The following is a 25297-nucleotide window of genomic DNA, read 5'->3' on the forward strand; positions in this document are numbered from 1 at the left end:
ACAGGAGGGCTTCAAGATGGTCGAGCAGTTTCGAAAGAAATCTCCGGAGGAAATCTTGCAGTCCATATCCAAAATGCATCGGGGCAGACTGAAGATCATACTGGGGGCTGTCAGTGGTTCCGGCAAGACGTTTCACCTATTGATGGAAGGACAGAGCTTGAAGAGAAAGGGAATCGATGTCGTAATCGCAGGGACAGGCGAAGCCATACATCCGAAGCTGGCACAAAAGCGGGAAGGTTTGGAACAAATCCCTTCCATCGAATGGAACCATCTAGGGGGAGTGAGGCACGATCTGGATGTGGAGGCGCTGATCGTTCGTGACCCCGAAGTGGTGCTGGTGGATGGCTTGGCATGCCGCAATCGACCGAATGCGCCGCGCCTGACTCGCTTTGAAGATGTCCAAACCTTGCTCAATCACAATATTAGTGTCATTACGACGGTGAACATATACGAGCTATCGGGTATGAAAGAAATGGCGGAAAGGCTGACCAAAATCGAGGTGCAAATCCAACAGTGTGTACCCGAAGACACGCTGGCGCAAGCGGATGAGGTAAAGCTTTTGGACGTAACACCAGAGGCGATCCTCAAGCGCCTGCAAGATGACGAGAGTAATCCGACTCGCATTAAGCATCCTTTGCTGCAAAAAGATAATCTGCATGTGCTGCGGGAGCTGGCGCTTCGCTTTGTAGCCACTGGAGTGAATGAAGACTTGGAGGAATACCGGGAAAAGCACGGCATGGTGGGAGCGTCCGGGGCAACGGAGAGGATACTGGTATCGGCCCAATATCATTGGAATGGGTCCATATTGGTTCGGCGCGGCCAACAGGTAGCCAAGCGCCTCGGCGGAGAGCTTTTGGTCGTCTGCTTTCGTCCTGCATCGAAACAGCTGACGAAGGAAGAAGCTACCTTTAAACGGGCGATGATGAAGCTGGTGGATAAAGTGGGGGGAGTATTCGACGAACAGACGTTGCAGTGGGATCAGGATGTGGCGGGTGAGCTCGTTGCCTACGCGATGGATAACAATGTGACTCGCATCGTGATGGGCCAATCCAAGCGAACGCGCTGGGAAGAGATTTGGTATGGCTCCATCGTCCATAAAATATTGCGGCAAACGAAGAATATCGACATTTTGATCGTGGCGGATAGGTCAAAACGGGACGGAGAGCGCGTCATGCCAACCAAACGCAGGGAAACGGCACCATTCAATCCGTACCGCCGACTTTCCGAGGCGGAAATGGAGCAGGAAATCGGGAAAATCCGGCGCGGTACCTTGAAGGTTTACGTTGGGGCAGCCCCGGGAGTCGGCAAAACATATACGATGCTGCGAGAAGGAAACGAGCTGGCCCAAAACGGCATTGATGTCGTAATTGGTCTCTTGGAAACACATGGACGAAAAGAAACGAGCGAACAGGTGGGCCATCTTCCCTTGCTTCCCCGCAAGCGTATTCCGTACAAAAATGTCACGCTGGAGGAAATGGATACGGACGAGATTATTCGGCGCAATCCCGAGGTGGTGCTGGTCGATGAATTGGCGCATACCAATGTATGGGGAAGTCAGCTTGAGAAGAGGTACCAAGATGTAGAAAGGATTCTGGACGCGGGTATTTCTGTCATCTCTACGATGAATATTCAACATCTCGAAAGCTTAAATGACAGTGTCGAACAAATTACGGGAATTCGTGTGCGCGAGACGGTCCCCGACCATATTCTGCATCAGGCAGATGAGGTAGAGCTGATCGACATCTCGCCCAAGGCATTGCGTCAGCGGATGCGCGAGGGCAATATTTATGCGATGGAAAAGATGGAACAGTCGCTGACCCATTTTTTTAAAACAGGGAATCTCATCGCTCTGCGGGAGCTTGCATTGCGCGAAGTGGCTGATGACGTCGACGAGCGGCTGGAAGCATGGGAGCGCCGGACACTGCGGGGACCTTGGAGGCAGCAGGAAGTGATTTTTGTCTGCGTCAATTTACGTGCAGATAGCGAACGCTTGATTCGCCGTGGTTTTCGTATCGCATACAGGCTGAAAGCATCCTGGCACGCAGCCTATGTACAGGATCATGAGCCGCTGACCGACGAAGAAAGGACGCAGTTGGAAAAGCTGAAGAAATTGACGGAGCGGCTCGGCGGTCGCTTTGAGAAGTACGAGGCAGCATCCAAACGAAAGGTGTTTACCAAGCTCGTCTTGCACATGAACGAAAAAAATACGACACAGGTAGTGATCGGTCAATCAGCGAGGACGAGGTGGAAAGAAATTTGCGGCGGCTCAGTGATTCAGCGATTGCTGCGGGAAGTGCGACATATGGATGTGCTGGTTGTAGCCGATCATGCACCCGATACGACGTGAGGGAGGATAACCATGGGCACAGCAAAAGAGGGGCGATGGGATCAAAGCTTGGCTAAAGCTTATAGCCGTTTGGACTGCCTGACGAGAGAATGTGTCGAACGGGGCAAACAAGAGGAGCCAAGTATGGAAGCGCTTTTGTTTTCCCGTCTGACACGGGTCTATTTGGAGGAAGAAGACGTGCGTGTGCGGCAAAAATTAAAGCGTAAATCGTCGCAGCGAATCTCGCGCGTCATGCATGAGAGAGTAGGAGAGTTTCTTTTGGAGCGCTTGCCTGGGTTCTCTTTTCAGGTCCAGGATGGCCTGCTGTTTGTCAAAAAAGAGGAACAGCTAGTAGGTGTCCTCAAATGCATTCCCGATCTGGGCAGCTATGATACGCCATCGTGGAATGCAACCATTGCAAGGTTCATCAAGCAGTATCAAAAACGCTACAAGCTAGCGCCGGAGCAATTGCTGTTTGTCGTCTGTTCTCTCGCTAAAAGCTTGGATGCGGCCCATGCGAAGGCATTGACCGGAGTGGACGTTTGGAGTGGAACGGCACTAACCGCTCCAGCCTATCGGGATGCGCTGCAAGCGTACATCTGCAAATGCGTAGAGGTGATGGATGCGATCCCCAAACCGCGGGAACAGCTCTATTTTTTAAGTGCGGATATTCATCCGAATGCGCTCGCTGCTCAATTGCTTCTGGGGGAACAGGGGAATATGCCGGATCGGTGGCTGCAGCCTTCGGTAAGTGACATGATCCATTTTTTAGAATCCAGATTATGATATACTAATGTATATTCATACACCGAAGTAACGGACATGAACTGGCTATCATATCGTTAAAAGTACGCACTATACAAGCTGACAATATTATTGCATTTTGATAAAATTATTGCAGGATATACACTGTCAAAATGCTCTATCTACACCTAGCTTTGATTACATTCAGTACACATTATATTCGTTGAAATAGATGGAGGAAGTAATGAACAATCAGGAAATTTTAAAATCGTACGTTCCTTTGGTTGAATTTATCGGGAAAATTTGCGGGATCAATTATGAAATCGTTCTTCATGATGCATCAAATTTCGAAAATTCAATCATTTGTATTGTGAACGGGCATATCAGTGGAAGGGAAGTAGGTGGACCAATAACCAACCTCGCTCTAAAGCTCATTAAAGAAGAATATTACAAAAAACAAGACTATGTTGTTAACAATGGTCGGACAATCGATAATAAAATTTTAAACTCGTCTACCTTCTTTATTAAAAATAATGACCAAGAACTAATTGGTTTGTTATGTGTAAACAATAATTTGACTGAATTAATTTCTTTTAACAATTATCTATCAGGCCTTTTGGATAGTTTTTACAACAAGACTGACAATAAGGAGACAACCGAAAATATTGATATATCGATGGATGATCTAATAAAGAACACGATGGAGAGCGTTTTTTCGGGTATAAGTATATCGCCTGAAAGAATGTCACCAGAAGAAAAAAAACAAATCGTGCATAACTTGAGTGATCAAGGAGTGTTTTTATTAAAAGGAGCTGTGTCAGAGGTTGCACAACGATTAAAGACTTCTGAACCTACGATATACAGGTACCTCAATAAAAAAAGATAGTATTTGCAGTTGTAAGGAGTATAGGAGATGATTTCCTATACTTTTTTTTGTGTTTACCGAAACGATAAGAGGACGTTCTATTATTGAAAATAAAAATACATCATGAAAATAAATTATTATAGACAATCTTCAAAATACATATTATGATTTGTTTTAGAAGCTGCTAGCCATTTGTTTCATGAAGCTAATCGGGTCTAATTATTTGAATTTTCTATAGACAACAAAAGGAGGAAAGACCGCAGACAAAAAGCTAAGAGTGGATGAGATGGAGAGCTATAGATATAAGATCGATATACTAGAGAGCTTTTACTTGATTCCTTTGTTGATCGAATTGTTAACGCTTACTTTTAAACGATCAAGAAATAGTGTAAGAAAAACGGTTATTTTGCGAAAAACAACAACGGAGAGTGATATTTTATGCAAAATATGAGCTCTAAGGATCAAGGTTTACAACAGGGGTTACAACAAAGACATATTGTTCTCATGTCCTTAGGCTGTGCTATTGGTGTTGGCTTATTTTTAGGATCATCAAGTGCCATAAAAATAGCAGGACCGGGAGTTATTTTGGCGTATGCAATCGGCGGCTTCTTTATGTACTTTATCATGCGCGCTCTTGGCGAAATGGCGGTTCAAGACCCTACGGCAGGCTCCTTTAGCCAGTATGCAAGAAATTACTTGGGGCCAGCTGCAGGGTTTACGGTTGGATGGAATTACACATTTTCTACTATTGTTTTTTGTATGTCCGAAATCACTGCAGTTGCTATCTATATGAAATTTTGGTTTCCAGACGTTCCGCAATGGATTTGGGCACTTGCGACATTTGTTATCATGATTGCAATAAATTTATTAAATGTAAAATTTTTTGGGGAGTTTGAATATTGGTTTTCAATGATAAAAGTGGCCGCAATTGGCTTCATGATTATTAGCGGATTAGGCCTAATTATTTTTGGTATTGGAAATGGCGGTATTGCGATTGGCTTTGATAATCTATGGAATAACGGGGGATTTTTGCCGAATGGTTTATCAGGTGTTTTTCTTTCCTTATTCTTGGTGATGTGGTCCTATGGCGGCATGGAAATGATAGCAATGACTGCCGCTGAAGTTAAAAACCCTGAAAAAACGTTAAAAACCGCTATTAATAACGTATTCTGGCGCATATTAATTTTTTATGTAGGTGCAATGATCGTTCTTCTCTCCGTGTATCCATGGACAGAAATAGGTTCAACTGGTAGTCCATTCGTCAATATGTTTACAAAGTTAGGTATCCCAGCTGCGGCGGGTATCATAAATTTTGTCGTCATTACAGCAGCTTTATCTTCTTTTAATAGCAATACGTATGGTGCAGTACGCATACTATTTAATCTGGCGAATCGAGGAGAAGCTCCATCTGCACTTGCCAGGGCAACAAAAAATGGTGTTCCAAGAAATGCGGTGTTTTTTTTCGCAGCAATCCTATTTCTATCAGTAATCGGGAACTATATTGTGCCGGAACAAATCTTCATGTATTTTGCAAGTATTGGAACACTTTCTACCTTTTTCACATGGACTATGATCTTACTGTCTCAGATCAAATTCCGAAAAAGTCTAACTGCAGACGAGGTAAATAGGTTAGCATACAAAATGCCGTTTGCTTCGTTTATGCCGTATATTACTTTAGCAGTTTTAGCGTTTATCATTGTCATGCTTGCCTATACATCCGATACCCGTATCGGTGTTATGGTAGGGGTCATCTGGTATGCATTATTGGTGATCATTTACTATTCAAAAACGAAGAAAAAAATGCAAGCTGAAATGTGACCATGACTAGTTAAAAAAACAAATTGTGAAAAGGGGGGAATCTGCGAGCCATAATATATCCGACAGGATACGTTGGCAGCAGTGATATGAAATATAACTTTGATGAAGTTTTAGATCGTTCAAAGCTAAGTACGATGAAGTGGGAAGCTCAGATGAAACGCAAAAACGATGACTCCTTGCTTTGCTTTGGAACAGCTGATATGGATTTTAAATCTGCTCAGCCCATTATTGATGCCATACAAAAGGTTGTTGATGTGGGACACTTTGGATATCCATATAAAAGGCAGTCATACTACGATGCCATAATTGGTTGGTTTAAACGAAGATGCAATTGGGAGATCAGGCAAGAGTGGATTGCGAACAGTCTTTCCATTTATCCTGCCTTTCAATCGTTTATCGATGGGCTGACCGAGGTTGGGGACGAAGTAATCATTCAAACACCCGTTCATTTTGTCTTTGAGGAGATTATTCATGCGAACGGTAGAATTACTGTAGAGAACCCCTTGCAAATAAAGGATGGTAAATACATCTTTAATATCGAGGACTTTAAAGCGAAAATTTCACCAAAAACAAAACTTCTTATTTTATGTAATCCACAGAATCCTGTTGGCAGGGTGTGGACGCGAGAGGAATTAACCGAAATTGCAAATATTTGTTTGCAGCACGGGATTGTCATTTTATCCGATGAAGTTTATATGGGCTTGACCTATGAGGGATATACACACATTCCAATCGCTTCCATATCCAAAGAAGTTTCCTTAAATACCATTACACTGGCCTCACCGAGTAAATCATTCAATGTTACCGGGCTTAAACATTCACTAGTCATCACGGAAAATCAAAAATTTCAAGAGATTTACCAGAATGAACTCTTGAAAAACGATCAACATTTTGGAGAGAGCATTTTTGGACATGTTGCGACAGAAGCGGCATTTGCGCATTGTGATGAGTGGATCGAGCAACTCATGACGTATGTAGAAGGAAATTATCATACTGTTTATGAGTTTATGAAAATTAATTTACCCGAAGTGAAAGTGTACAAGCCAGAATCAACCTATTTTGTTTGGCTGGACTTCAATTTTCTGGGTATGTCAGATTCAGAATTAACGTCATTTTTTGAAGATCAAGCGAGGACCATTGTCAACCAAGGCTATTCATTGGGTACAGGCGGAAGTGGTTTTATCAGGATTAATATTGGGTGTCCGAAACAAATTCTTGAACAAGGGCTTCAAAGAATAAAAAATGCCTATGATCAGCTCAAATAAAGCAGCCTTGGCAATGCAAATGGAGTATGAACGTAGCGAACCATAATAGGAGTGATACATGTGAAAAAAGTAGTGCAAACATCATTAGCCCCTTCTGCAATTGGACCCTATTCACAAGCTATTGAATTATCAGGATTGATTTTTGTATCGGGGCAAATCCCGTTGGACCCTGACACATCAGAAATTGTATCTTCAGATATCGAAGAACAAACGCATCGTTCCATTCAAAATCTGATTGAAATTTTAAAAGCAGCCGGCGCAGGTGTTGATGATGTGCTAAAAACAACCATATTTATTAAAGACATGAATGACTTCCCGAAAGTGAATAAAATTTACGGTGAATATTTTGTAGACAATCCACCAGCACGAGCCTGCGTGGAAGTTAGTAGACTACCGAAAGATACGTTGATTGAAATTGAAGCGATTGCGCATAAAAAATAAAGACATAGGATAGCCACATGGATTTAGGCGGAATTGACGAGGAACTGTAAAGCGGGTAGCCATCGTTTGCTGGAGACGGCAGGCGGTGGCTTTTTCATGTTTATGTTTTCAACCCAAGAGAATCCTTCCAAACGAACGAGGGAAAAGAAAAGCTGGTCGCTTACAGTAGGTAAAGCCATGATCCATTTTTTAGGCTATAGGGCTGTGATATACTGGTTACATTTACATACCGAATGAAACAGGAGGGATTGGCTATTTACGTAAAAGTCGTTGGCATACCGCACTATACAGGGGCATTGGTTTCGGGAACGGAGCTTGCTCCAGATGCTTTGCGCAAGGCAGGCCTGGTTTTGCAGCTACAGCAGTCTGGTCTGGATGTTCAAGATATCGGAAATCTGAGGCTACCTGATTATTTGCCTCGTCACAACATTCCCCCTGTCCGCAACTGGCCTGCACCTCGCATGTTGTGGGATTTGCTGCAAAAAGAGGCGTATGAATGGTTCGATCCAGAGGATTTTGTCTTGATGCTGGGCGGTGATTGCAGTCTCATCGTGGGGGTGGCGCAGGCTCACCGGGCACGTTATGGAGACAATGCGTACCTCGTAGTCATCGACGGTCATTTTGATGCGGTTATTCCCGTGGCATCGCGCTCGATTGGCGCAGCTGGTATGGGTCTGTGGTTTTTGCTGCAAGACGAGGGGGTCTGGACCTTGCCCAGCGGATGGAGTGCGGATCGGATGCGAGTGGTCGGGTGTCAGCAGATGCCAGAGGCGACCTACGGTGTGGACGTGATGACGTTGGAGCAGCTTTTAGCAGGCAATATCATTGAGCGTATCAAGGCTGTCATGCAAACCATCCCGGAAGATGTCAAAATATTGGTTCATTTCGACGTGGATGTGATGCATAAAGAGGCGATGGCTGCAGCCTATTCCCCGAGCGAGACAGGCTTGTCGCTGCAAGAAGCTGAGTCTGTGTTGACTACTGTGTTGCGTGATCCGCGTGTAATCGGTTTGGAAGTGACCGAGTTCTCTGCGCTCCGGGATACGAATGGGGATCAGGCGACACGGCTTGTTCAACTGCTTGTGGATGCGTTGGCTAGTCGTGTAGCTGGCTCTTAGGAACAGGAACTGGATTTTTTTCTAAAGAAACTGCAAAAGGTACATGATAATAAAAATGAAAGAACATGCCGCCATAATTGCAAAAACAAAATAACCAAAAAAACGAAGAGCACGCGGCATCTTTTTCATATCGACCTTATTTGTTGGCACACCTATAATGTTCTTGTAGTGATCAGTTACCGAATTAAAGGAAGGTGTCTCTTGACTTTCATTCTTCACTTCTTCATCGTTTTGTTTCATAATACATGACCCCTTTTAACATTCAGTGTTGGCTGCATCGGCGGGTAAAGTTACAGTATTTACCAATATAATCACATATATTAAATAATATGTAAATGAGGCTATTGTAATATGTTTTTGCTGATTAGATTGTCATGTCGAAGTCCTGCTTATGTTTAAAAAACTAGACAGGTATGGAGAAAAGGAGCGACACCTAGTTATGGTGACACTCCCCTCAGGGGAAACAGATCTATTCCTCTATTCATTCCGCGGTTTGGTCGGATAACAGTCAGGTGGCTGTACGTCGGAAAGCTCGGATAGCTTCATCAAATAATAACACTCTTCCCGTGACATATGGTCGGCCATGAGTGGAGTCAGAACACCTAACAATTCGTCGCTCATTCGCATTTCTTCTAATTCATGCAAAAAGACCTGAAACAGCTTGATCTCCATTTCCGCCTGGTGATTAAAACGACTCAACGCCGGAAAATTTTGCAGGTTTGTTCGAAGGTAACCTGCCAATTCTATCGCTTTTTGATAAAAGTGTTCGAATTGCTTAGTAAATCGTTCGCTTTTTTGTTGATAGTCAAATTCGACCATATCCAATAGGGAAGTGATGGTAGCGGCATGCCCAGCAGCATCGGAGAGCCATAGCAGATGAACATCAACAAGGCTTGGAGCAGGAGGCATGTTGCCTGATAAGTATGCATTCAAAATTCGTTCATATTCTTCTAACTCATTTACCATGTGGTTAAGAAAAGTGGGAGAAAGGCTGAGGGAAATCTTTCCGACAAGATGTCTTTCCAGGAGATGCAGCTTAAACTCACGCAAGCTTTGTGTTTGAGTACTTGCCTGATGGTTGAGGGCATAAATTTCTTCATCCGATAAATTTTTTCGAGCGTAATCCAATAGATTGTCAAATGACTCGATAAAATAACGAGCCCTTTCAATCTCTTCTTGTTCGTTTTGAGCTAGGGATTGAAGGATAAATCGGGAATGGTCGCCCAGAATTTGTAGCCAAAAACGATGCTCAAATAGAATGCTTTCTCGAAAGTTAACTTTCACGTGTGTACCCTCCTTCATAACGCTTCAGCATATGTCAACATGCCCAGAAGTGTGTATGGATGCCCGGGAACATTCAGCAACAGCCCCTGTTTTCTGATATACTATTCATATAAGTAATTGCTTATAAGTAGAGGGGGAGAGGCTATGTTTAAAAAAATATTGGCCAAGTTTGGGGTTGGAGCAGCCAAGGTTGATCTGAAGCTGGATCGCCCGGGGTATCGACTCGGTGAAACGATGACAGGGGTCGTTCGCATTGAGGGCGGAAACGTAGAACAGCGCATTTCCGATTTGAGTGCTCTATTACTCATGCGGGTACATATTCGAGGACAGGAAGTGACCAAGCAGGTACAGGCATTTTCGATCAGTCGCAATTTCACTGTACAGCCGAAGCCATTTGTGCAGGAGATCCCTTTTTCGTTCGAAATGCCTCAGGGCTTGGCGATGTCGACTCCAGCTATCCAATATGCGCTTCACACCAAGCTGGATGTTGAAATGGCGCTAGATCCGACCGATTTTGATAGGGTCGAGGTATTGCCGCCAGAGCCTGTCGAGCGTGTCTTGAAAGCACTTGATCGTTTAAATTTGCGTCAAAAACCAGACTCGGGCAAATTGACTCCATACGGGCAGGAGTTCTCCTTTTTCCCAGGTTCGAATCTGGGTATTCCGCTAAATGAGCTGGAGGTTATTTTCTTCTCCGTACCAGGAGAACTGCGACTGCTTGTAGAGCTGGACCTGGCGACTGGTATCCTGCGCCGCGAGAAAGAGTACAAGGCAGAGATTGTGGTTCCCGAGGAATTGTTGGTGGATGGAAAAGAAGAGGAGCTATCCCGCTTTTTTAGCGACACCATTACCGGATATGCGAACAATCCGCAATCGATCCCATACGTGTCGCTTTCCTCCTACCAGCAAGGACAACATGCTCATCACGGACATCGTGGCAGCGGTATGGGCGGCATGATTGGCGGTATGGCAGCAGGGGTCCTTGGCGGCATGCTGCTTAGTGAAATGATGTCGGGAGACGAGGAAATGGCCTCCGAAGATACAGGGGATAGCGAAGGCGAAGACATGGATATGGACTTCGGGGGTTTTGACGAGGAGCTGTAAGGCTATCTACCCGAGCATAAATAGAAGCCATCGCTTGCTGGAAACGGCAGGCGGTGGCTTTTTCGTATGGTGCTGTCAATTAAGCAAAGTGTGGTTGGAGCCCAGTAAAACCCGCTAGTTTCCTTTATGACTTAGGTCCATATGCCCCGAGTTGTTTGCGAGAAAAGGCATAGCGCGAGTTTTCATTCTTTAACCACATATTGCCCTTCACAATCAAAATGTACACGGCGACGATAAAGTAGAGAGTACCGACGATCCAGTCCAGCGTCGTTGCCATGTCTGTTGAGATGATATGCTGTATATACCATACGCCAATGGGAATATGGAGGAACATGACAGCGAATAAGCCCGGATTGTAGATGGTTTTGGCCAATCGATTGGCGAATATTCCGTGCCAGATAAATTGGAAGAAGCCCATGAAAATTGGAGCCAACCCCAGCCAGACGACACTTGGAAAGAACACGGGAACAAGGTAAAACAAGTACGCGATGACGAGGTTGATGATCATCGCAGACTGAGTATTCAGCGGGTAACGTTCAGGATGGTCACTCTTGAAAATCAGCCTGTTAAACAATCCGGGAAAATAGCCTGGCCACCTGTATTCCTCGAATTGATGTACCAGAATCGCGATGAAGCTCAGCCATAACAGGCGTTCCGTTGCCGGGATGGCTCCCCACTCTGTCAGGAGGTAAATCCCAACCAATACAGCTACAATCAGACCTAGATCTTGCCAATATTTTCGCAAAAAGTCCATGTGTCTCTCCCCCTATTTCCTACATTTCGTGAAAATAGCGTGTAAATAACAAGTCAATCTGTTCGTCTACAGAGCTGACTTCGATGCCGGCACCTGTCGCCAGGATGGACCTAAGCAGGGCGGGTAGAAATACTGCTCCGAATAGCTGCATGATCATCATCATCAGGACCTCAGCATTCTCTTCCCCGGTAATTTCCTTCAAGATAGTTTGAACCTTCGTGAAGCCTATGTTCCTCAAGAATTGTCCGTACTCATACTGCGAGGTAAAAACAGCTCCGCCAAGGGCAAAAATGCGGGAGACCAGCTCGGGATATTGCTGGATCACTTCCACATAGCGGGTCAAAAACTGCTTGAGACGCTGCTTGGGGTGGATAGTTCCATCATCGAGCAAATCAAACGTACCTTGGAAGCTGCTAAGAAAAACACTCAGAGCTTCATTGATGAGCCTGTCTTTCGAGCCAAAATAGTAATTGACCAAAGCAACATTGGTGCCTGAATCCGCTGCAATTTTGCGCACCGTCACACTTTCAAAGCCCTCCGATTTAATCAAATCCAGTGTCGCCTGCAAAATTTTCGTTTTCGTTTCGCCGTTATTCTTATCGACCTGAGACATAAAGCCCTCCTTTGAATAGAAGTAAAATCAGGTGTTAAACACCGTTTTAAACAATGTTTAATTTGATAATAGCAGGAGATACGTTCGATTTCAATTCCTTTTTTTATTTTCTTCTTCAACAAACGAAAAGGAATTTTTTGTATATAAACAGGAAAATGTGCCTATCTATTCGGGACTAAATCCTCTTTAGTACCTATATGGACTTGGATATCCTTGTTAGTAGTTCAATTTTTAGGAGGATAATGGAGTGAAGAAGTGGAGTGTATTGTTTTTGGCAGTTGCGACTGCGATCAGCTTGACAGCTTGTAGCCCAGCAGAGAAACCGAGCAACAACAATGCTCAAACAAACGAGGCTAAAGAAGCAGCTGCTGCGGTTCCGACTGTGGAAGAATTGATTGAGAAAACAACAAAAGCAAGCGTAGAATTGAAAAGCTTCGCAATGGATTCTACAGTGAACCAAAACATGGTGATGCAGCAAGGCGAACAAAAGCAAGAGCAAAAAATCGACATGACGATGAAAGCAGATTTTGTCAAAGAGCCATTGCAAATGTACCAAGAGGTTCAAATGAAAATGCCGCAAGGAGAGCAAGCGATCAAGCAGTACATCACAAATGACGGCATCTTCACTGAAACGAATGGTACCTGGATGAAGCTGCCTAACGAGATGAAGGATCAAATCATGGCAAGCATGAAGGCTTCCCTGGAGCCAGAGAAACAGATGGAGCAGTTCAAAAAAATCGTCAGCGATACGAAAATCGCTGAGGAAGGCAACGATTATATTATGTCGGCAGAACTGTCTGGCGACAATGTGAAGGAGCTCGCAAAAGAGCTGATGAGCCAAGCAGGCGCCGGTGCTGGCGAGCAGGCGACAGCTATGCTGGACTCGATGAAGATCAAGAGTCTCAAAATCCAGAGCGCTGTAAACAAAGAAACGTATTTGCCAACACGTTCTGTTGTGAACATGTCGATGGAGATGGAGCAAGAAGGTCAAAAAATTTCTCTCGACATGGTGACGACAAGCACGTTCTCCAAGCATAACGAAGTCGGCGAAATCAAGGTTCCGCAAGAAGCTCTGAACGCAGCACCTGTTCAACAATAAGCTGTTTAAAAAATCACAAAAACGCTAAGGTTCTGCCAGACAGAGCTTTGGCGTTTTTTCATTCTGTCCCAGCACACCCCCAGCAGGAGTTCCAAGAATCTAGAGCGTTTTCTCCGTTTTCCTCTCCTCCACCAAGGCTAATTTTTAGCACAAAACCACAGTACTCCGCGTATACCTAATAGGCAATGAGAAAGAGGTGACCACATATGAGCGGATGGCTCTCACTCCTGCTCGTTTCCCTGGCCATCAGCATGGACAGTGTCAGCGTAGGATTGACGTATGGTTTGCGCAATATGAGAATGCCATTTTTGTCTCTGATCGTCGTGTCTGGGTGTTCATTTGCAGTCGTTTATGGAGTCATGCTAGTAGGCTCGTCGCTCACGTACTGGCTAACGCCTGAGGTAGGAAAACATATTGGTGCCGCCGTGTTAATTGTCATGGGATTGTTTACGTTGTGGAGACTTGTTTCTCCACGTGCAGCAGCAGAGGCCGGAAAAGTCTCGTCTACGGAAGAAGGACGAGTAGAATCCTGTGAAACGAACCGGACATCTGCTATGGCAGGACAGAGCTCTGCAATTGATTCTGAAGAAACCCATGAAGAGGCAGAGCGTACGGTCCTGTCGCAATTTCGAGTTTTTGGAGTAATGATTCAGATTTTACGAGATCCAGCTAAAGCTGATGCGGATCGCTCCGGACATATCATGGGCTGGGAGGCTGTCATGCTTGGTCTTGCCCTGTCCCTGGATGCGTTTGGCGCGGGTATCAGTCTCACTTTTCTGGGGTACACACCTTTTCTGGTCGCCCTTTGTATTGCTGTGATGGGTGCTTTGCTCTTGGCGGTAGGTCTTGCGTTGGGGCGTCGCGCAGGAAAAAGGAAGTGGCTGTCACGACTGACATGGCTCCCGCCAATTCTGTTAATCTTTATCGGGCTTGTAAAAAGTCTGTAAGAAAACCCCTATCGAGGTATTCTCAAGGATGCGCGAGGTTTATACTTTCTGATTCAGAATAATGAAATCGATTGTACCCGTCCGCCTATAGAGGGACGGGTTGTTTTATTTTCTGGCTCGTCTGCATACACATGTGATGAGTGAGAAGTGGATGGAGGAGATGTAGGTGGATACACAGCCAATTCGAAAATGGTACACGCTGGCAGCGGCCGACGTGACCGATGCCCTTCATAGCGATGCGGCGCAGGGATTGACTCAGCAGGAGGCAGAGCGGCGACTGGCTAAACACGGTGCCAACCAGTTGGCTGAGACCAAGCGAAAGCCTCTCTACGCGGTCTTTGTGGACCAGTTCAAGGATTTCATGGTGCTCATCTTGTTCATCGCCACGTTGATTTCTTACTTCCTCGGAGAATACCTGGATGCGATTACGATTATCGCGATCATCATTATTAATGGCATTCTCGGTTTCATTCAGGAGGCGAAGGCAGAGCGATCACTGCAAGCATTAAAGGAGCTTGCTTCTCCTATGGCGCGTGTCATGAGAGATGGGCACCTTTCCATGATCCCGGCTTCCCGGCTAGTCCCAGGTGATCTAGTGTATTTGGAAGCAGGGGACCGGGTACCGGCTGATATGCGTCTTTTATCTGCCAATCGGCTTGAGATTGAAGAGTCTGCGCTGACAGGAGAGTCCCTGCCGGTAGGAAAGACAGTAAAAAAACTGGACCACGCTATCGAGGCGCAAGTACCCTTGGGTGACCAGAAAAACCTTTCCTTTATGGGCACGATGGTGACCGGAGGGACGGGAAGCGGCATCGTAGTGGCTACCGGAATGGGTACGGAAATAGGAAAAATCGCACATCTGATGAATACAGCGGAAGAAGTAGAGACGCCATTGCAGATGCGCCTGGAACAGATGGGCAAAATTCTCGTCGTAGTGGCTGTGCTGCTCACGATCGTAGTGATTGGTGCAGGTGTATGGCACGGACATGATTTATTCACGATGTTCCTGGCCGGGGTAAGCTTGGCGGTAGCGGCAATTCCGGAAGGCTTGCCAGCTATTGTGACGGTAGCACTGGCCCTCGGTGTGCAGCGGATGATCCGGCGAAATGCGATTGTACGCAAGCTCCCATCCGTGGAAACACTGGGTTGCGCTTCGGTTATTTGCTCTGACAAGACAGGGACGCTGACGCAAAACAAAATGACAGTGACCCACGTCTGGCACAGCGATATGATGTACGAGGTGAGCGGACGCGGCTATGAACCAGAAGGCTCGTTCCATTATCAAGGCAAGGCTGTATCAGTAGGGCGGGATGGGGCGCTCAGCCAAATTTTACGGATTGCCGAGCGCTGCAATAATGCGCGATTAACCAGTGTAGAGCAAAGTTCGCGAAACATTCTCGGGGTAGGAAAGGCCACGCGCTTCTGGCAAGTGGTCGGTGATCCGACGGAAGGGGCACTCAAAGTACTGGCAGCCAAAGGGCAAAATGGCGGTACAGAGCGCAAAAAAAACGGACAACAGCCCCTGCGTGTAGAAGAGCTTCCGTTTGATTCAGAGAGAAAAATGATGTCCGTAGTAGAGAAAGGGTCAGACGGCGTCCACTCCTTGCTGACAAAGGGGGCAGCAGAAGCCGTACTGGCAAGATCCACGCATATTCTTTGGAAAGGCGAGCTTCAGCCGCTGTCAGCTACACTTCGTCATCAAGTGCTTGAACAGACAGAGAGTATGGCTGGTCGGGCCCTGCGTGTCCTGGCGTTTGCATACAAAACGATGCAAGGCTATCGACCTGGTCAGCCAATCGCCTCCGTCGAGAACAACCTCGTTTTTGTCGGCCTGGCAGGTATGATTGACCCGCCGCGTGACGAAGTTCGTCCTGCGATCAACCTGTGCCATCAAGCAGGTATCAAGACCGTTATGATTACAGGCGACCATAAAGTGACCGCAGAAGCCATCGCTCGTCAGATCGGGCTGATGCGTGGCTATGGCGAAGTGTTGGAAGGCCGAGAGCTGGACGGCATGTCCGATACTCAGCTGGCCGAATACGCAGAACGCGTGACCGTATATGCCCGTGTCTCGCCCGAGCACAAGCTGCGAATCGTGCGTGCTTTGCAAAGCAAGGGGCACGTGGTTGCCATGACAGGGGATGGGGTCAATGATGCGCCTGCAATCAAGACATCTGACATCGGGATCGCGATGGGGATTACAGGCACGGATGTAACGAAGGAAGCGGCTGATCTCGTGCTGCGTGATGATAACTTTGCCACGATCGTTGCGGCCGTGGAGGAAGGGCGCAACATTTACGATAACATCCGAAAATTTATTCGATATCTGCTAGCTTCCAACGTAGGCGAAATTCTCGTCATGTTTTTCGCCATGATTCTCGGTCTGCCTCTGCCATTGGTACCGATTCAGATTCTTTGGGTCAATCTGGTCACAGACGGATTGCCAGCAATGGCCTTGGGCGTTGATCAGGCCGAGAAAGACACGATGTACCAACACCCGCGCAACAAAGCTGAAAATATATTCAGTCGCGGATTAGGCTGGAAAATCATCAGCCGTGGATTTTTGATTGGAGCCATGACCTTGCTCGCTTTTTGGCTAACCTTGCATGAGGATCCAAGCGACCTGGTACACGCGCAGACGGTTGCCTTTGTTACGTTGGTAATGGCCCAACTGATTCATGTGTTCGACTGCCGCAGCCAATACAGTGTCTTTCACCGCAATGTGTTTGAGAACAAGTATCTGGTCTGGGCGGTTATCTCTTCGCTGTTGCTAGTGCTAGGTGTCGTCTATATTGATGCCCTGCAACCTATATTCAAGACAACTGCTCTGGATTTCCGTGATTGGGCACTGATTCTGGTTACATCGGGAGTTCCTACCTTCGTGGCAGGAATTGGCGGGGTTCTGACCAGTGGTCGACCACGAGCCAACAAGCAAAAACGCTCGTCCATGCGTACGGTTCGTCCTGATTAACGAAAGGAATGGATACCGTAACGTGAAGCGGGGGAAAGGGAGTCAGCGTGCGCTTTAAAAGACGGGGCCGGCGTAGACGGGGCAGACGAATCTTTGCGACGACGTTGTTTGTGATCATTGGGCTGTTCGTCCTATTTGTGGTTGCGGAAAAGCGGATCGAGCCAACGCTCATGCTGATTGCTCAGTCCAAGGCTGATCAGGTGGCAAAGCTCGCGATCACGGACGCTGTAACCAAACGATTGACACAACAAGGGGTAGATTTCAACGAAGTCGTGATTATGGAAAAGGATGAGGCAGGCAGCATCAAAGCGGTGAATTTCAACTTCAGAGAGTATTCACGGATTGTCGGGGAAACGACCGCTCGGATCCAAAATCGGTTGAAAGAATTCGAGCAGGATAACGTCAAAACCACCGTCCCACTTGGCCTGGCCACTAAAAACGTCTTTTTGGAGCATCTCGGGCCAGATATTCCCGTCTCGTTTGTTCCCATCGGAGCAGTCAAGACCAGACTGGAAACAGGCATGAAGCAGGCGGGAATCAATATGGTGCTGGTCACCGTTTACATTTACGTCGAAGTCGACCTGCGAGTGATCATCCCTTTTGCGACCAAACAGCAGACCGTGACGACCCAGATTCCGATTACCGAAGCGTTAATCGTGGGCAAGGTTCCCAACTACTTATACAACAATCCTGCAGGTAAACCAGACGTGCCGATGCCGCGGAATGTGCAGATGAATACGCAGCCATAAAATTTTTTTGAAACGTTCGTTGAATGCTGTCGTCCAAGTAATAGACACACTAAAACATACAAGATCATTGGAGGCTGAAATAGCATGAAAACATTACGTACAGGCATGATGACATTGGCGGCGCTGGCCGTTTTGGGAACCAACGTAGTATCGGCGACCTCCGAACCAGTAAAAGAACTCTCCGTAAACATCAACGGAGTTGCAATCGCTCAAGCAGCGATTTTTGATAAGCAACAACAAACCGTTCTGGTTCCACTTCGCCCGGTAGCTGAATCACTTGGATTTACAGTTGGATGGAATGATCAAGTAAAAGCGGCAGAGGTTCAAAAAGGAGCCATTTCCAGCTACGCAAAAGCAGGGGAAGATCGCTACCCGTTCGCAAAAATGTACAAGACATTGGGAGCGGAGCCGCGTTTGCTCAATGGCAGCACCTATGTGCCAGTAGCTTTCGTTGACGAGATCCTGCAAGCGGAAGTGAATGTATCGGATAGCGCGGTGACAGTAGTGGACGAGGAATCTGAAAAGGCGCCTGTTCGTACAGGCACAATTACGAGCATCAATAAAACAGAGGATGGCAAAATCTCGATCCTGATCGACGGCTATAAGTCCGGGATCATGCTGCACCTGAACGAAGATACCAAAATTACAGACGCTGCAGGCAAGGAATTGAAAGCAGAGAATCTGAAGCTGGGCATGGACGTAGAAGCAACACACGCAAAATTCATGACCATGAGCTTGCCGCCACAAACCAGCGCGTTCAGCATCGTGGTAAAAGGCAGCCTGGAGACGCAGGAAGTAGTAGGAACAGCAGGAAAAGTAGTGAGCATCGAGCCGGATCAAAAGGGTACCTACAAAATGCTGGTAGAGGGTCAAGGTCTGACACAGACTTCTCCTGAAAAGGTAGCCCTGATGATCAATGACAAAACCGTCATCGTGAGTGCCAAGGACAATAAAGTGCTCAAGCCGGAAGACCTGAAAGCCGATATGAACGTATATGCTTTCTATGGTCCAAAGCTGACTCGCAGCTTGCCGCCAATCGGTACAGCTGAAAAAATCGTAGTGGAAGTAGTAGAGTAAACAACAAAGAAGAGCGGGGCGGCCAGTTGCTGTCCCGCTCTTTTTTGTGCGCCCGGCTATGCACTGCCTGCCTGCTCTTCGATAATTGGGTACGACATGCAGATGACCCGGCCCAGCTTTTCGGTTTCTCGCTCTTCATAGACGCGAAAGCCGTACTTTTCATAGAAAGGGACGACACGTTGATTTTTCGCCAAGACGCCGAGGTGGAGGCAATGATAGCCGTTTTCTTGGTACCAGCGAATCAAATGGTCCAGAAACTCTTTCGCGTAGCCTTTTTTCTGATAGCGGCTGTGGAGCATAATCAAGCCCAGCCAAGGGTGGCCGTCGCGTGGATTGCAAAGAATAAACTGAGCGATGCCTACAATAGCGCCGCCTGTTGCTTCTCGCAGACAAAACGCGTAGGAGTCTGCAAAACTGAGGTTTTCCTCATGGTCTTCTAGAACGGTTTGGATCGTGACTTGACGCTGTCCGTTCGCGTACTCCATATAGTCGGGATTGGAATTGTACACGAGGAGAAGCTCGACAAAATCCTTTTCGCAAACAGGCGTGTAAAACAGGCGTGCGCTTGATCTTGAAAAGGGTGTCAGAGTTGGCATAAGAATGCTCCTTTTAACAAAGTGATTATACAAATGTCTAATTAGATGATATTCTAAATTTCTGTTTTGTCAATCTCTCATGAGCGCTGACCCCTGTAGTTCTTGCGCGACATGTCAGCGCAGCAGCGGGCAGAAAAGGAACGTTACCAAAACAAGCTGACCAGCTTCGCCATCCAGGCACAGGAAGAGGAGCGAAAGCGTATTTCCCGCGAGCTTCACGATGGGATAGGTCAGGCGCTGTACAGTATTTTAGTGGGGCTAAATGTAGTCGGGCAAGGCAATTTGAGCGCCCCGATACGGCAGCATGTAACTGACGTTTTGCACATGACTTCCAAAGCGATGGAAGAGGTAAAACGCATGGCTTTGGAGCTGCGCCCATCAGCCCTGGATGATTTGGGACTGCTGCCTGCTTTGCGCTCGTGAATTGTTCAGGAAGCCATGACCAACACAGCGAAGTACGCACAGGCAAGCCAGCTTGGAATCGTCTTTGAAGACAGGGAAAAAGAAGTTGTGGTAACGGTAGTAGATGACGGTATCGGATTTGAGGTAGATCAGGCCCTGAATACCGGCAAGGGCCTGGGGGTATTCGGAATGAAGGAGCGTGCACAACTGCTTGGTGGGACGGTCGATATCCGTTCTGCTCCGAACGAAGGCACGACAGTAATTGTTCGGATTCCGTTGCCAAAGGAGGGAATAGAAGATGGCCATTCGCGTATTGATCGCTGACGATCATGCTATCGTGCGGTCCGGATTGGGAATGTTGATCAACGCCCAGACAGACATGGAAGTCGTGGGGTATGCTGCTGACGGAAAAGAAGCGTGTGAAAAAGCGTGGGAAATTCGCCCGGACGTCGTGTTGATGGACCTCAGCATGCCGCCGGGAGAAAATGGATTGACGGCTACAGCCAGACTAAAGGAAACGACAACTGGGATCCAAGTGCTGGTGCTGACCATGCACGACGACGAGGAATACTTGTTTCGCGTCCTGCAGGCAGGAGCGGCAGGGTATATTTTAAAAAGTGCCCCTGATCTCGATCTGATCGCTGCGATCCGTTCAGTGAGCAATGGGATGGCTTATCTGTATCCATCGGCAACCAAGTCATTGATCGAGGAATTCCTGCAGATGGTAAAGAACGGCGAAGAGCAGGTCAAGTACGATATCCTGACCGACCGGGAAAAAGAAGTGCTCGTCCTCATCGCCAAAGGCTTCAGCAACAAGGAAATCGCCGAGCAATTGACCATCTCGGTAAAAACGGTTGAATCGCACAAAGCGCATATCATGGAAAAACTGCATCTGCGCACGCGTCCGGATCTGGTGCGGTATGCGATTAAAAAAGGTTGGCTGGATTTTGAATAGGTTTTTTAAAAAACGCAAGTTGTAAGGTGAAGTGACTGTTGAGTATAGGTAAGTCCCGCCGTAGTGGTGGGAAGAAAACAGGAGAAACCGCTCCAGGTTCTTGGGCCTCTAGCGCGGAAGCAGGGACTGTCCGCTTCCGGGGAAAAAGAGAAACCGCGTCCAAAGTCGAGTATTCAGAGAAGCTTTTACAAAGGTGGACGCTTAAAGGCGTGTTTCCCTTTTTCCCCTCCAACTAGGCAGGAGTCCCAAAGACCTTCGCTGTTTTCTCCTGTTTTCTTTGGACAGCTATATACTTGTCAGCAGCTTTGCCCATTTATCTTGTTATCCTTCTAGAAACTGCGGGGAGGAATCTCCCAAAGAAAAGCACGAGAAAAACCTATGGCTGGTCGAGGAAAAAGGAGAAACAAGCGCAGGATCTTTGAAACACCAGCAAAGGCGGAATGAAAAAAACGAAACATGCTTTAAAGCGTCAACCTCTGAGATGCATCCTTGAACCGGCTACTTTTGACGCGGTTTCGTTTTTTTCATGGAGCCGGACAGGGATGACCCCTAGTAGGTGTTTCAAGAATCCGGAGAGGTTTCTTCTTTTTCCTCCCCACCACTATTGCCCGATCAACCTTGCTTTACCGACTCAACCTTAGGGTTGGGTATTTTTTATGTCCAACTTGTGACAGGAAATGGATAATATCAGGTATTTTCCCGACCAATTTAGGGGTTTTCCCCGAATTACTTCCAACTAGTTCCAGGGGTAGAATGAAGGCGTAAAAGCGACAACGCTATCAAGGGCAAGAGGAAAGGAGGAGCGCGATGGAGACGCAAACAAACGCTCCGGGTCAAACAAAGAAATCCAAACAAGAAAAGACACAACCGGAGCAGGAAAATTTGAAGGGGACGTTTGCTGCCGTGCTGATCGTCGGGGGTATTAATCTCCTCAGTTGGTTTGGTGTATTCGGCCTTTTCCTGGAACGGGCGTAAGAGGATAGTGAAGGAGGGTACTTATGCATTTGCATCGTTTAGAAAAAATCTGGCTGATGTTGGGCGCAGGCGGATTGGCGTTGTTTATTCTGCTGTTGTGCGTCAATGCGTTTGCAATGGGGATGGCTCCACCTAGCAATATGGAAATGATTGATCCGGAAAAAGTGATGGAAACGCCTCCTTTTGATAAACCAAGCTTGAAGCGGGTGGGGGACAAAGAATATGACGCCTACATGACAGCCTTTGCGTTTGGATTTTCTCCCACAAAGATGGAGGTAGCGGTAGGCTCGACGATTAACTTCCACGTCACGAGTCCAGATGTCATTCACGGCTTTCAAATTCCAGAGACAAATGTCAACTTCATGGTGTTGCCGGGTCATATCAGCTCAGCTACGTATACGTTTGACAAACCCGGTGAATATTTGATCCTTTGCAACGAGTACTGTGGAGCAGGTCATCAAGTGATGGCGACTACAATTATTGTGAAATAAAGGCAGGTGATAAATATGGTAGTTGCAAGGAGAATAGATACGAAGATCCCTCATGCTCCCATCGGGCGAGCATCGGCAAGACTCAGTCTTTCTTATGTATGGGTAGCGTATATCGCATTCGGACTTGCCGCATTGGCGGGAATGCTGCAGGGAATGGTACGGGGCGGCATAATAGAGCTGCCCAACTGGACGAACTACTATCAGATTTTAACTGCGCACGGCGTATTAATGGCACTTATTTTTACCACGTTTTTCATTGTTGGATTTATCTTTTCGGGCGTTGCCCGCACAACAGGCGGCTCATTGCACAAAGCGGCGCTGAGCTGGGGTTGGGCTGGCTGGATTTTGATGGTGACAGGCACGACGGTGGCTGTTATTACGATTTTAATGAATGAAGCTTCTGTATTGTACACGTTTTATGCGCCGCTGAAAGCATCTCCCTATTTTTACATTGGCTCTGCACTATTGGTTGTCGGTAGCTGGTTTGCAGGAATCGGTGTCTTTGTCAGCTATCGCAAATGGAAGCGGGAAATCAAAGGGCAAATGTCCCCGCTATTTGTTTTCATGGCCGTCACAACCTACATCATGTGGATTATCGCTACGATTCCGGTAGCCGTAGAAGTGTTGTTCCAGCTAATTCCCTGGTCGCTCGGACTTACACCAACCATCAACATCATGCTGAGCCGTACCTTGTTCTGGTTCTTCGGACATCCGCTCGTTTACTTTTGGCTGATGCCTGCTTACATGGCTTGGTACGTCTGTGTTCCCCGGATTATCGGTGGACACGTATTCAGTGATTCGCTCAGTCGTCTCGCTTTTATCTGTCTGCTTCTGTTCTCGATTCCGGTAGGCTTCCACCATCAGCTGATGGAGCCAGGCATTTCGGCAGGCTGGAAAATGATTCATGTAACACTGACGCTGATCGTTGTGATCCCATCCTTGATGACCGCTTTCTCGATGTTTGCCATATTCGAGACAACCGGAAGAAAAAAAGGCGGAGTAGGGCTCTTTGGCTGGTTTAAAAAGCTGCCCTGGACCGATGTGCGTTTCTTTGCTCCCTTTGTGGCGCAAGTAACCAGATCAACGCCGTTGTTCACAATACGATCTGGGTAACCGGTCACTTCCATATTACGGTTGGTGCGGCAGTTGCGATGACTTTCTTCGGTGTCAGCTTCTGCCTCATTCCTGCTCTGACAGGCCGCACACTGATCAAGACAGCAAATCGCATGGGGATGGTTCAGACCGTTTTCTGGGCAGTTGGGATGTTCCTGATGTCGTTGGCCATGCACACCATGGGCTTGCAGGGGGCGCCGCGCCGGACTGATTACACCACTTACATGGATCATCCGACTGCGCTTGGCTGGATGGATTACCAACGCGTGATGGCGTTTGGTGGTGGACTTTTGTTTGTATCTGCGATCCTTTTGATTTTGATTCTGTTGTACCTGACGTTTTACGCACCAAAGGGAAATACAGAGTATCCGATCGCAGAGACAGAAACCAAGCAGGAAGTGCCGCGTATTTTGGAACGCTGGCCTGTATGGGTCGGACTTGTCGCATTCCTGATCGTACTGGCATACGGTTACCCGATCATGGAGCAAATTCAGCATCAGGCTCCGGGATCGCCCCCATTTAAAACATGGTAATAAATCCTCCATTCGGATAGCAGAAAGCAGAAAGCCACTCATTCAGGCGAGTGGCTTTCGTTTGCTTCAGTTGTTAAAAGCAGCCCATTCGGTAAAGGCGAGAATCAGAAACCCGATAGCGATCAACCAGAAGGCGATGAGTCTGAGTTCTTCTTCTTCAAAGGGCATGGCGCTCCTCCTTTATCTCTTGGTATAACCAAGGTATTCGACAGGAGGCGCATTGGTTTAGTTTTAGGGGACGTAAATCATCTTTCGAGTCATTCCGCCGTCTATCACTAGTTCGGTTCCGGTCATAAAATCATTCTCTTTCTGGGTCAAAAACAGGCATGCACGGGCAATATCATCAGGATTTCCTACACGTCCCGATGGGTGTTGTTTATGGTCTTCCGGACGCAATAAGGAATAGTCTCCATTTTCGATCCAGCCGGGCGATATCGCATTCACCCGAATGCCATCAGGGCCGAGAGAGACAGCAAGGGCATGGGTCAGAGCCAGAATCCCGCCCTTGGAGGCCGCATATGCCTCGGTGTGGGGCTCAGACATGTGCGCCCGGGTAGAGGCCAGATTGATGATCGCTCCACCTCCATTTTGACGCATGAGCTTAGCTGCTTCCCTGGATGCTAGGAAAACACTGCGCAGATTGGTATTCATAATGTGATCCCATGCATCGACCGTCAGATCGTAGGGAGACTCCCAGGCTGTTATTCCCGCATTATTAATCAAGACATCCAGTCTTCCGAATCGTTTCGCAACAGCTTGCATCAGTTGCTCGATTTCCTGTGGCTGGCTGACGTCTAACTGGTAAAAAGAAGCTTTCCCAGTCGCGGCTTCTGCCGTATGGATCTCGTTGGCAACCGCTTCGCCCGCCTCACGATTACGCTCGGCAATGACTACATGTGCGCCAACAGATGCATACGCGATGGCTACAGCTCGTCCTATCCCATGTCCGGCTCCCGTGACGATGACAATGTTATCCGTGTATTTCATGTAAACCTCCTTCAAACAATAGAAAATGGGTAGTCCGAACGAAAACTGTAAAAAGAACAAAAATGCAGTT

24 protein-coding genes and 1 pseudogene are annotated in these 25297 nt (G+C 47.1%); 19 read left to right on the top strand and 6 right to left on the bottom strand.

The window, feature by feature from the left end; translation table 11 throughout:
• Positions 1-16: 16 nt before the first annotated feature.
• The 7 genes from ACIFQN_RS13830 to ACIFQN_RS13860 all read left to right on the top strand — a co-directional run bounded on the left by ACIFQN_RS13830 (position 17) and on the right by ACIFQN_RS13860 (position 8577).
• Positions 17-2347, top strand: a complete 2331-nt coding sequence (locus tag ACIFQN_RS13830) for a universal stress protein (RefSeq protein ID WP_429833611.1) — start codon at positions 17-19, stop codon at positions 2345-2347.
• Positions 2348-2359: 12 nt separating this feature from the next.
• Positions 2360-3112, top strand: coding sequence for a hypothetical protein (locus tag ACIFQN_RS13835; RefSeq protein ID WP_429833612.1), 753 nt, complete (start codon positions 2360-2362; stop codon positions 3110-3112).
• Between the two features lie 202 nt (positions 3113-3314).
• A complete protein-coding gene (locus ACIFQN_RS13840) occupies positions 3315-3956 on the top strand; it encodes a helix-turn-helix transcriptional regulator (protein ID WP_429833613.1) in 642 nt (213 codons plus the stop codon).
• A 426-nt stretch (positions 3957-4382) separates the two neighbouring features.
• The gene (locus tag ACIFQN_RS13845) at positions 4383-5753 is read left to right on the top strand and encodes an amino acid permease (RefSeq protein ID WP_429833683.1); all 1371 of its coding nucleotides are present in this window, start codon (positions 4383-4385) and stop codon (positions 5751-5753) included.
• Between the two features lie 86 nt (positions 5754-5839).
• A complete protein-coding gene (locus ACIFQN_RS13850; RefSeq protein ID WP_429833614.1) occupies positions 5840-7018 on the top strand; it encodes a MalY/PatB family protein in 1179 nt (392 codons plus the stop codon).
• A 60-nt stretch (positions 7019-7078) separates the two neighbouring features.
• Positions 7079-7459 (top strand): RidA family protein, encoded by a 381-nt coding sequence (locus tag ACIFQN_RS13855; RefSeq protein WP_429833615.1) that lies wholly within the window; start codon positions 7079-7081, stop codon positions 7457-7459.
• Between the two features lie 248 nt (positions 7460-7707).
• Positions 7708-8577 carry an arginase family protein gene (locus tag ACIFQN_RS13860; RefSeq protein ID WP_429833616.1) on the top strand — a complete coding sequence of 290 codons (870 nt, stop codon included), beginning with the start codon at positions 7708-7710 and terminating at the stop codon, positions 8575-8577.
• A gap of 21 nt (positions 8578-8598) precedes the next feature.
• Here ACIFQN_RS13860 and ACIFQN_RS13865 read toward each other — a convergent pair whose 3' ends face one another.
• A complete protein-coding gene (locus ACIFQN_RS13865; protein ID WP_429833617.1) occupies positions 8599-8817 on the bottom strand; it encodes a hypothetical protein in 219 nt (72 codons plus the stop codon).
• A gap of 237 nt (positions 8818-9054) precedes the next feature.
• Positions 9055-9861 carry a DUF2935 domain-containing protein gene (locus tag ACIFQN_RS13870; protein WP_429833618.1) on the bottom strand — a complete coding sequence of 269 codons (807 nt, stop codon included), beginning with the start codon at positions 9859-9861 and terminating at the stop codon, positions 9055-9057.
• Positions 9862-10005: 144 nt separating this feature from the next.
• Between ACIFQN_RS13870 and ACIFQN_RS13875 the strand changes: the two genes are divergently transcribed.
• Complete coding sequence (locus ACIFQN_RS13875; RefSeq protein ID WP_429833619.1) at positions 10006-10965, top strand: sporulation protein; 960 nt, start codon at positions 10006-10008, stop codon at positions 10963-10965.
• A gap of 124 nt (positions 10966-11089) precedes the next feature.
• Here the strand turns inward: ACIFQN_RS13875 and ACIFQN_RS13880 are convergent, their stop codons facing one another.
• Positions 11090-11719 (bottom strand): HXXEE domain-containing protein, encoded by a 630-nt coding sequence (locus tag ACIFQN_RS13880; protein ID WP_429833620.1) that lies wholly within the window; start codon positions 11717-11719, stop codon positions 11090-11092.
• Between the two features lie 19 nt (positions 11720-11738).
• Complete coding sequence (locus tag ACIFQN_RS13885) at positions 11739-12332, bottom strand: TetR/AcrR family transcriptional regulator (protein WP_429833621.1); 594 nt, start codon at positions 12330-12332, stop codon at positions 11739-11741.
• 247 nt (positions 12333-12579) lie between these two features.
• On the opposite strand from ACIFQN_RS13885, the gene ACIFQN_RS13890 reads away from it, so the two are divergent.
• The 5 genes from ACIFQN_RS13890 (at position 12580) to ACIFQN_RS13910 (ending at position 19175) form a co-directional block, all read left to right on the top strand.
• Positions 12580-13431: a DUF6612 family protein gene (locus ACIFQN_RS13890; RefSeq protein WP_429833622.1), complete on the top strand. Its 852-nt coding sequence runs from the start codon at positions 12580-12582 to the stop codon at positions 13429-13431.
• A gap of 206 nt (positions 13432-13637) precedes the next feature.
• Positions 13638-14378, top strand: coding sequence for an MntP/YtaF family protein (locus tag ACIFQN_RS13895; protein ID WP_429833623.1), 741 nt, complete (start codon positions 13638-13640; stop codon positions 14376-14378).
• Between the two features lie 166 nt (positions 14379-14544).
• A complete protein-coding gene (locus ACIFQN_RS13900) occupies positions 14545-17349 on the top strand; it encodes a calcium-translocating P-type ATPase, SERCA-type (protein WP_429833624.1) in 2805 nt (934 codons plus the stop codon).
• Between the two features lie 47 nt (positions 17350-17396).
• A complete protein-coding gene (gene yunB, locus ACIFQN_RS13905) occupies positions 17397-18098 on the top strand; it encodes a sporulation protein YunB (protein WP_429833625.1) in 702 nt (233 codons plus the stop codon).
• Positions 18099-18182: 84 nt separating this feature from the next.
• On the top strand, positions 18183-19175 hold the full coding sequence (locus ACIFQN_RS13910; RefSeq protein ID WP_429833626.1) for a copper amine oxidase N-terminal domain-containing protein: 993 nt from the start codon (positions 18183-18185) through the stop codon (positions 19173-19175).
• 56 nt (positions 19176-19231) lie between these two features.
• Here the strand turns inward: ACIFQN_RS13910 and ACIFQN_RS13915 are convergent, their stop codons facing one another.
• Positions 19232-19771: an N-acetyltransferase family protein gene (locus ACIFQN_RS13915; RefSeq protein WP_429833627.1), complete on the bottom strand. Its 540-nt coding sequence runs from the start codon at positions 19769-19771 to the stop codon at positions 19232-19234.
• A 111-nt stretch (positions 19772-19882) separates the two neighbouring features.
• Between ACIFQN_RS13915 and ACIFQN_RS13920 the strand changes: the two genes are divergently transcribed.
• The 6 genes and pseudogenes from ACIFQN_RS13920 (at position 19883) to ACIFQN_RS13945 (ending at position 24240) form a co-directional block, all read left to right on the top strand.
• On the top strand, positions 19883-20194 hold the full coding sequence (locus ACIFQN_RS13920) for a sensor histidine kinase (RefSeq protein ID WP_429833628.1): 312 nt from the start codon (positions 19883-19885) through the stop codon (positions 20192-20194).
• A complete protein-coding gene (locus tag ACIFQN_RS13925) occupies positions 20195-20497 on the top strand; it encodes a sensor histidine kinase (RefSeq protein WP_429833684.1) in 303 nt (100 codons plus the stop codon).
• Positions 20472-21128, top strand: coding sequence for a response regulator (locus ACIFQN_RS13930; protein WP_429833629.1), 657 nt, complete (start codon positions 20472-20474; stop codon positions 21126-21128). The genes ACIFQN_RS13925 and ACIFQN_RS13930 overlap by 26 nt, the downstream gene beginning before the upstream one ends.
• A gap of 807 nt (positions 21129-21935) precedes the next feature.
• Positions 21936-22103: a cytochrome c oxidase subunit 2A gene (locus ACIFQN_RS13935; RefSeq protein ID WP_429833630.1), complete on the top strand. Its 168-nt coding sequence runs from the start codon at positions 21936-21938 to the stop codon at positions 22101-22103.
• 23 nt (positions 22104-22126) lie between these two features.
• The gene (locus ACIFQN_RS13940; RefSeq protein ID WP_429833631.1) at positions 22127-22594 is read left to right on the top strand and encodes a cytochrome c oxidase subunit II; all 468 of its coding nucleotides are present in this window, start codon (positions 22127-22129) and stop codon (positions 22592-22594) included.
• A 15-nt stretch (positions 22595-22609) separates the two neighbouring features.
• Positions 22610-24240, top strand: a pseudogene (locus ACIFQN_RS13945) (cbb3-type cytochrome c oxidase subunit I).
• 231 nt (positions 24241-24471) lie between these two features.
• Here the strand turns inward: ACIFQN_RS13945 and ACIFQN_RS13950 are convergent.
• Positions 24472-25227, bottom strand: coding sequence for an SDR family NAD(P)-dependent oxidoreductase (locus tag ACIFQN_RS13950; RefSeq protein WP_429833632.1), 756 nt, complete (start codon positions 25225-25227; stop codon positions 24472-24474).
• Between the last annotated feature and the right edge of the window lie 70 nt (positions 25228-25297).

This window comes from Brevibacillus sp. NRS-1366 (assembly GCF_050467985.1).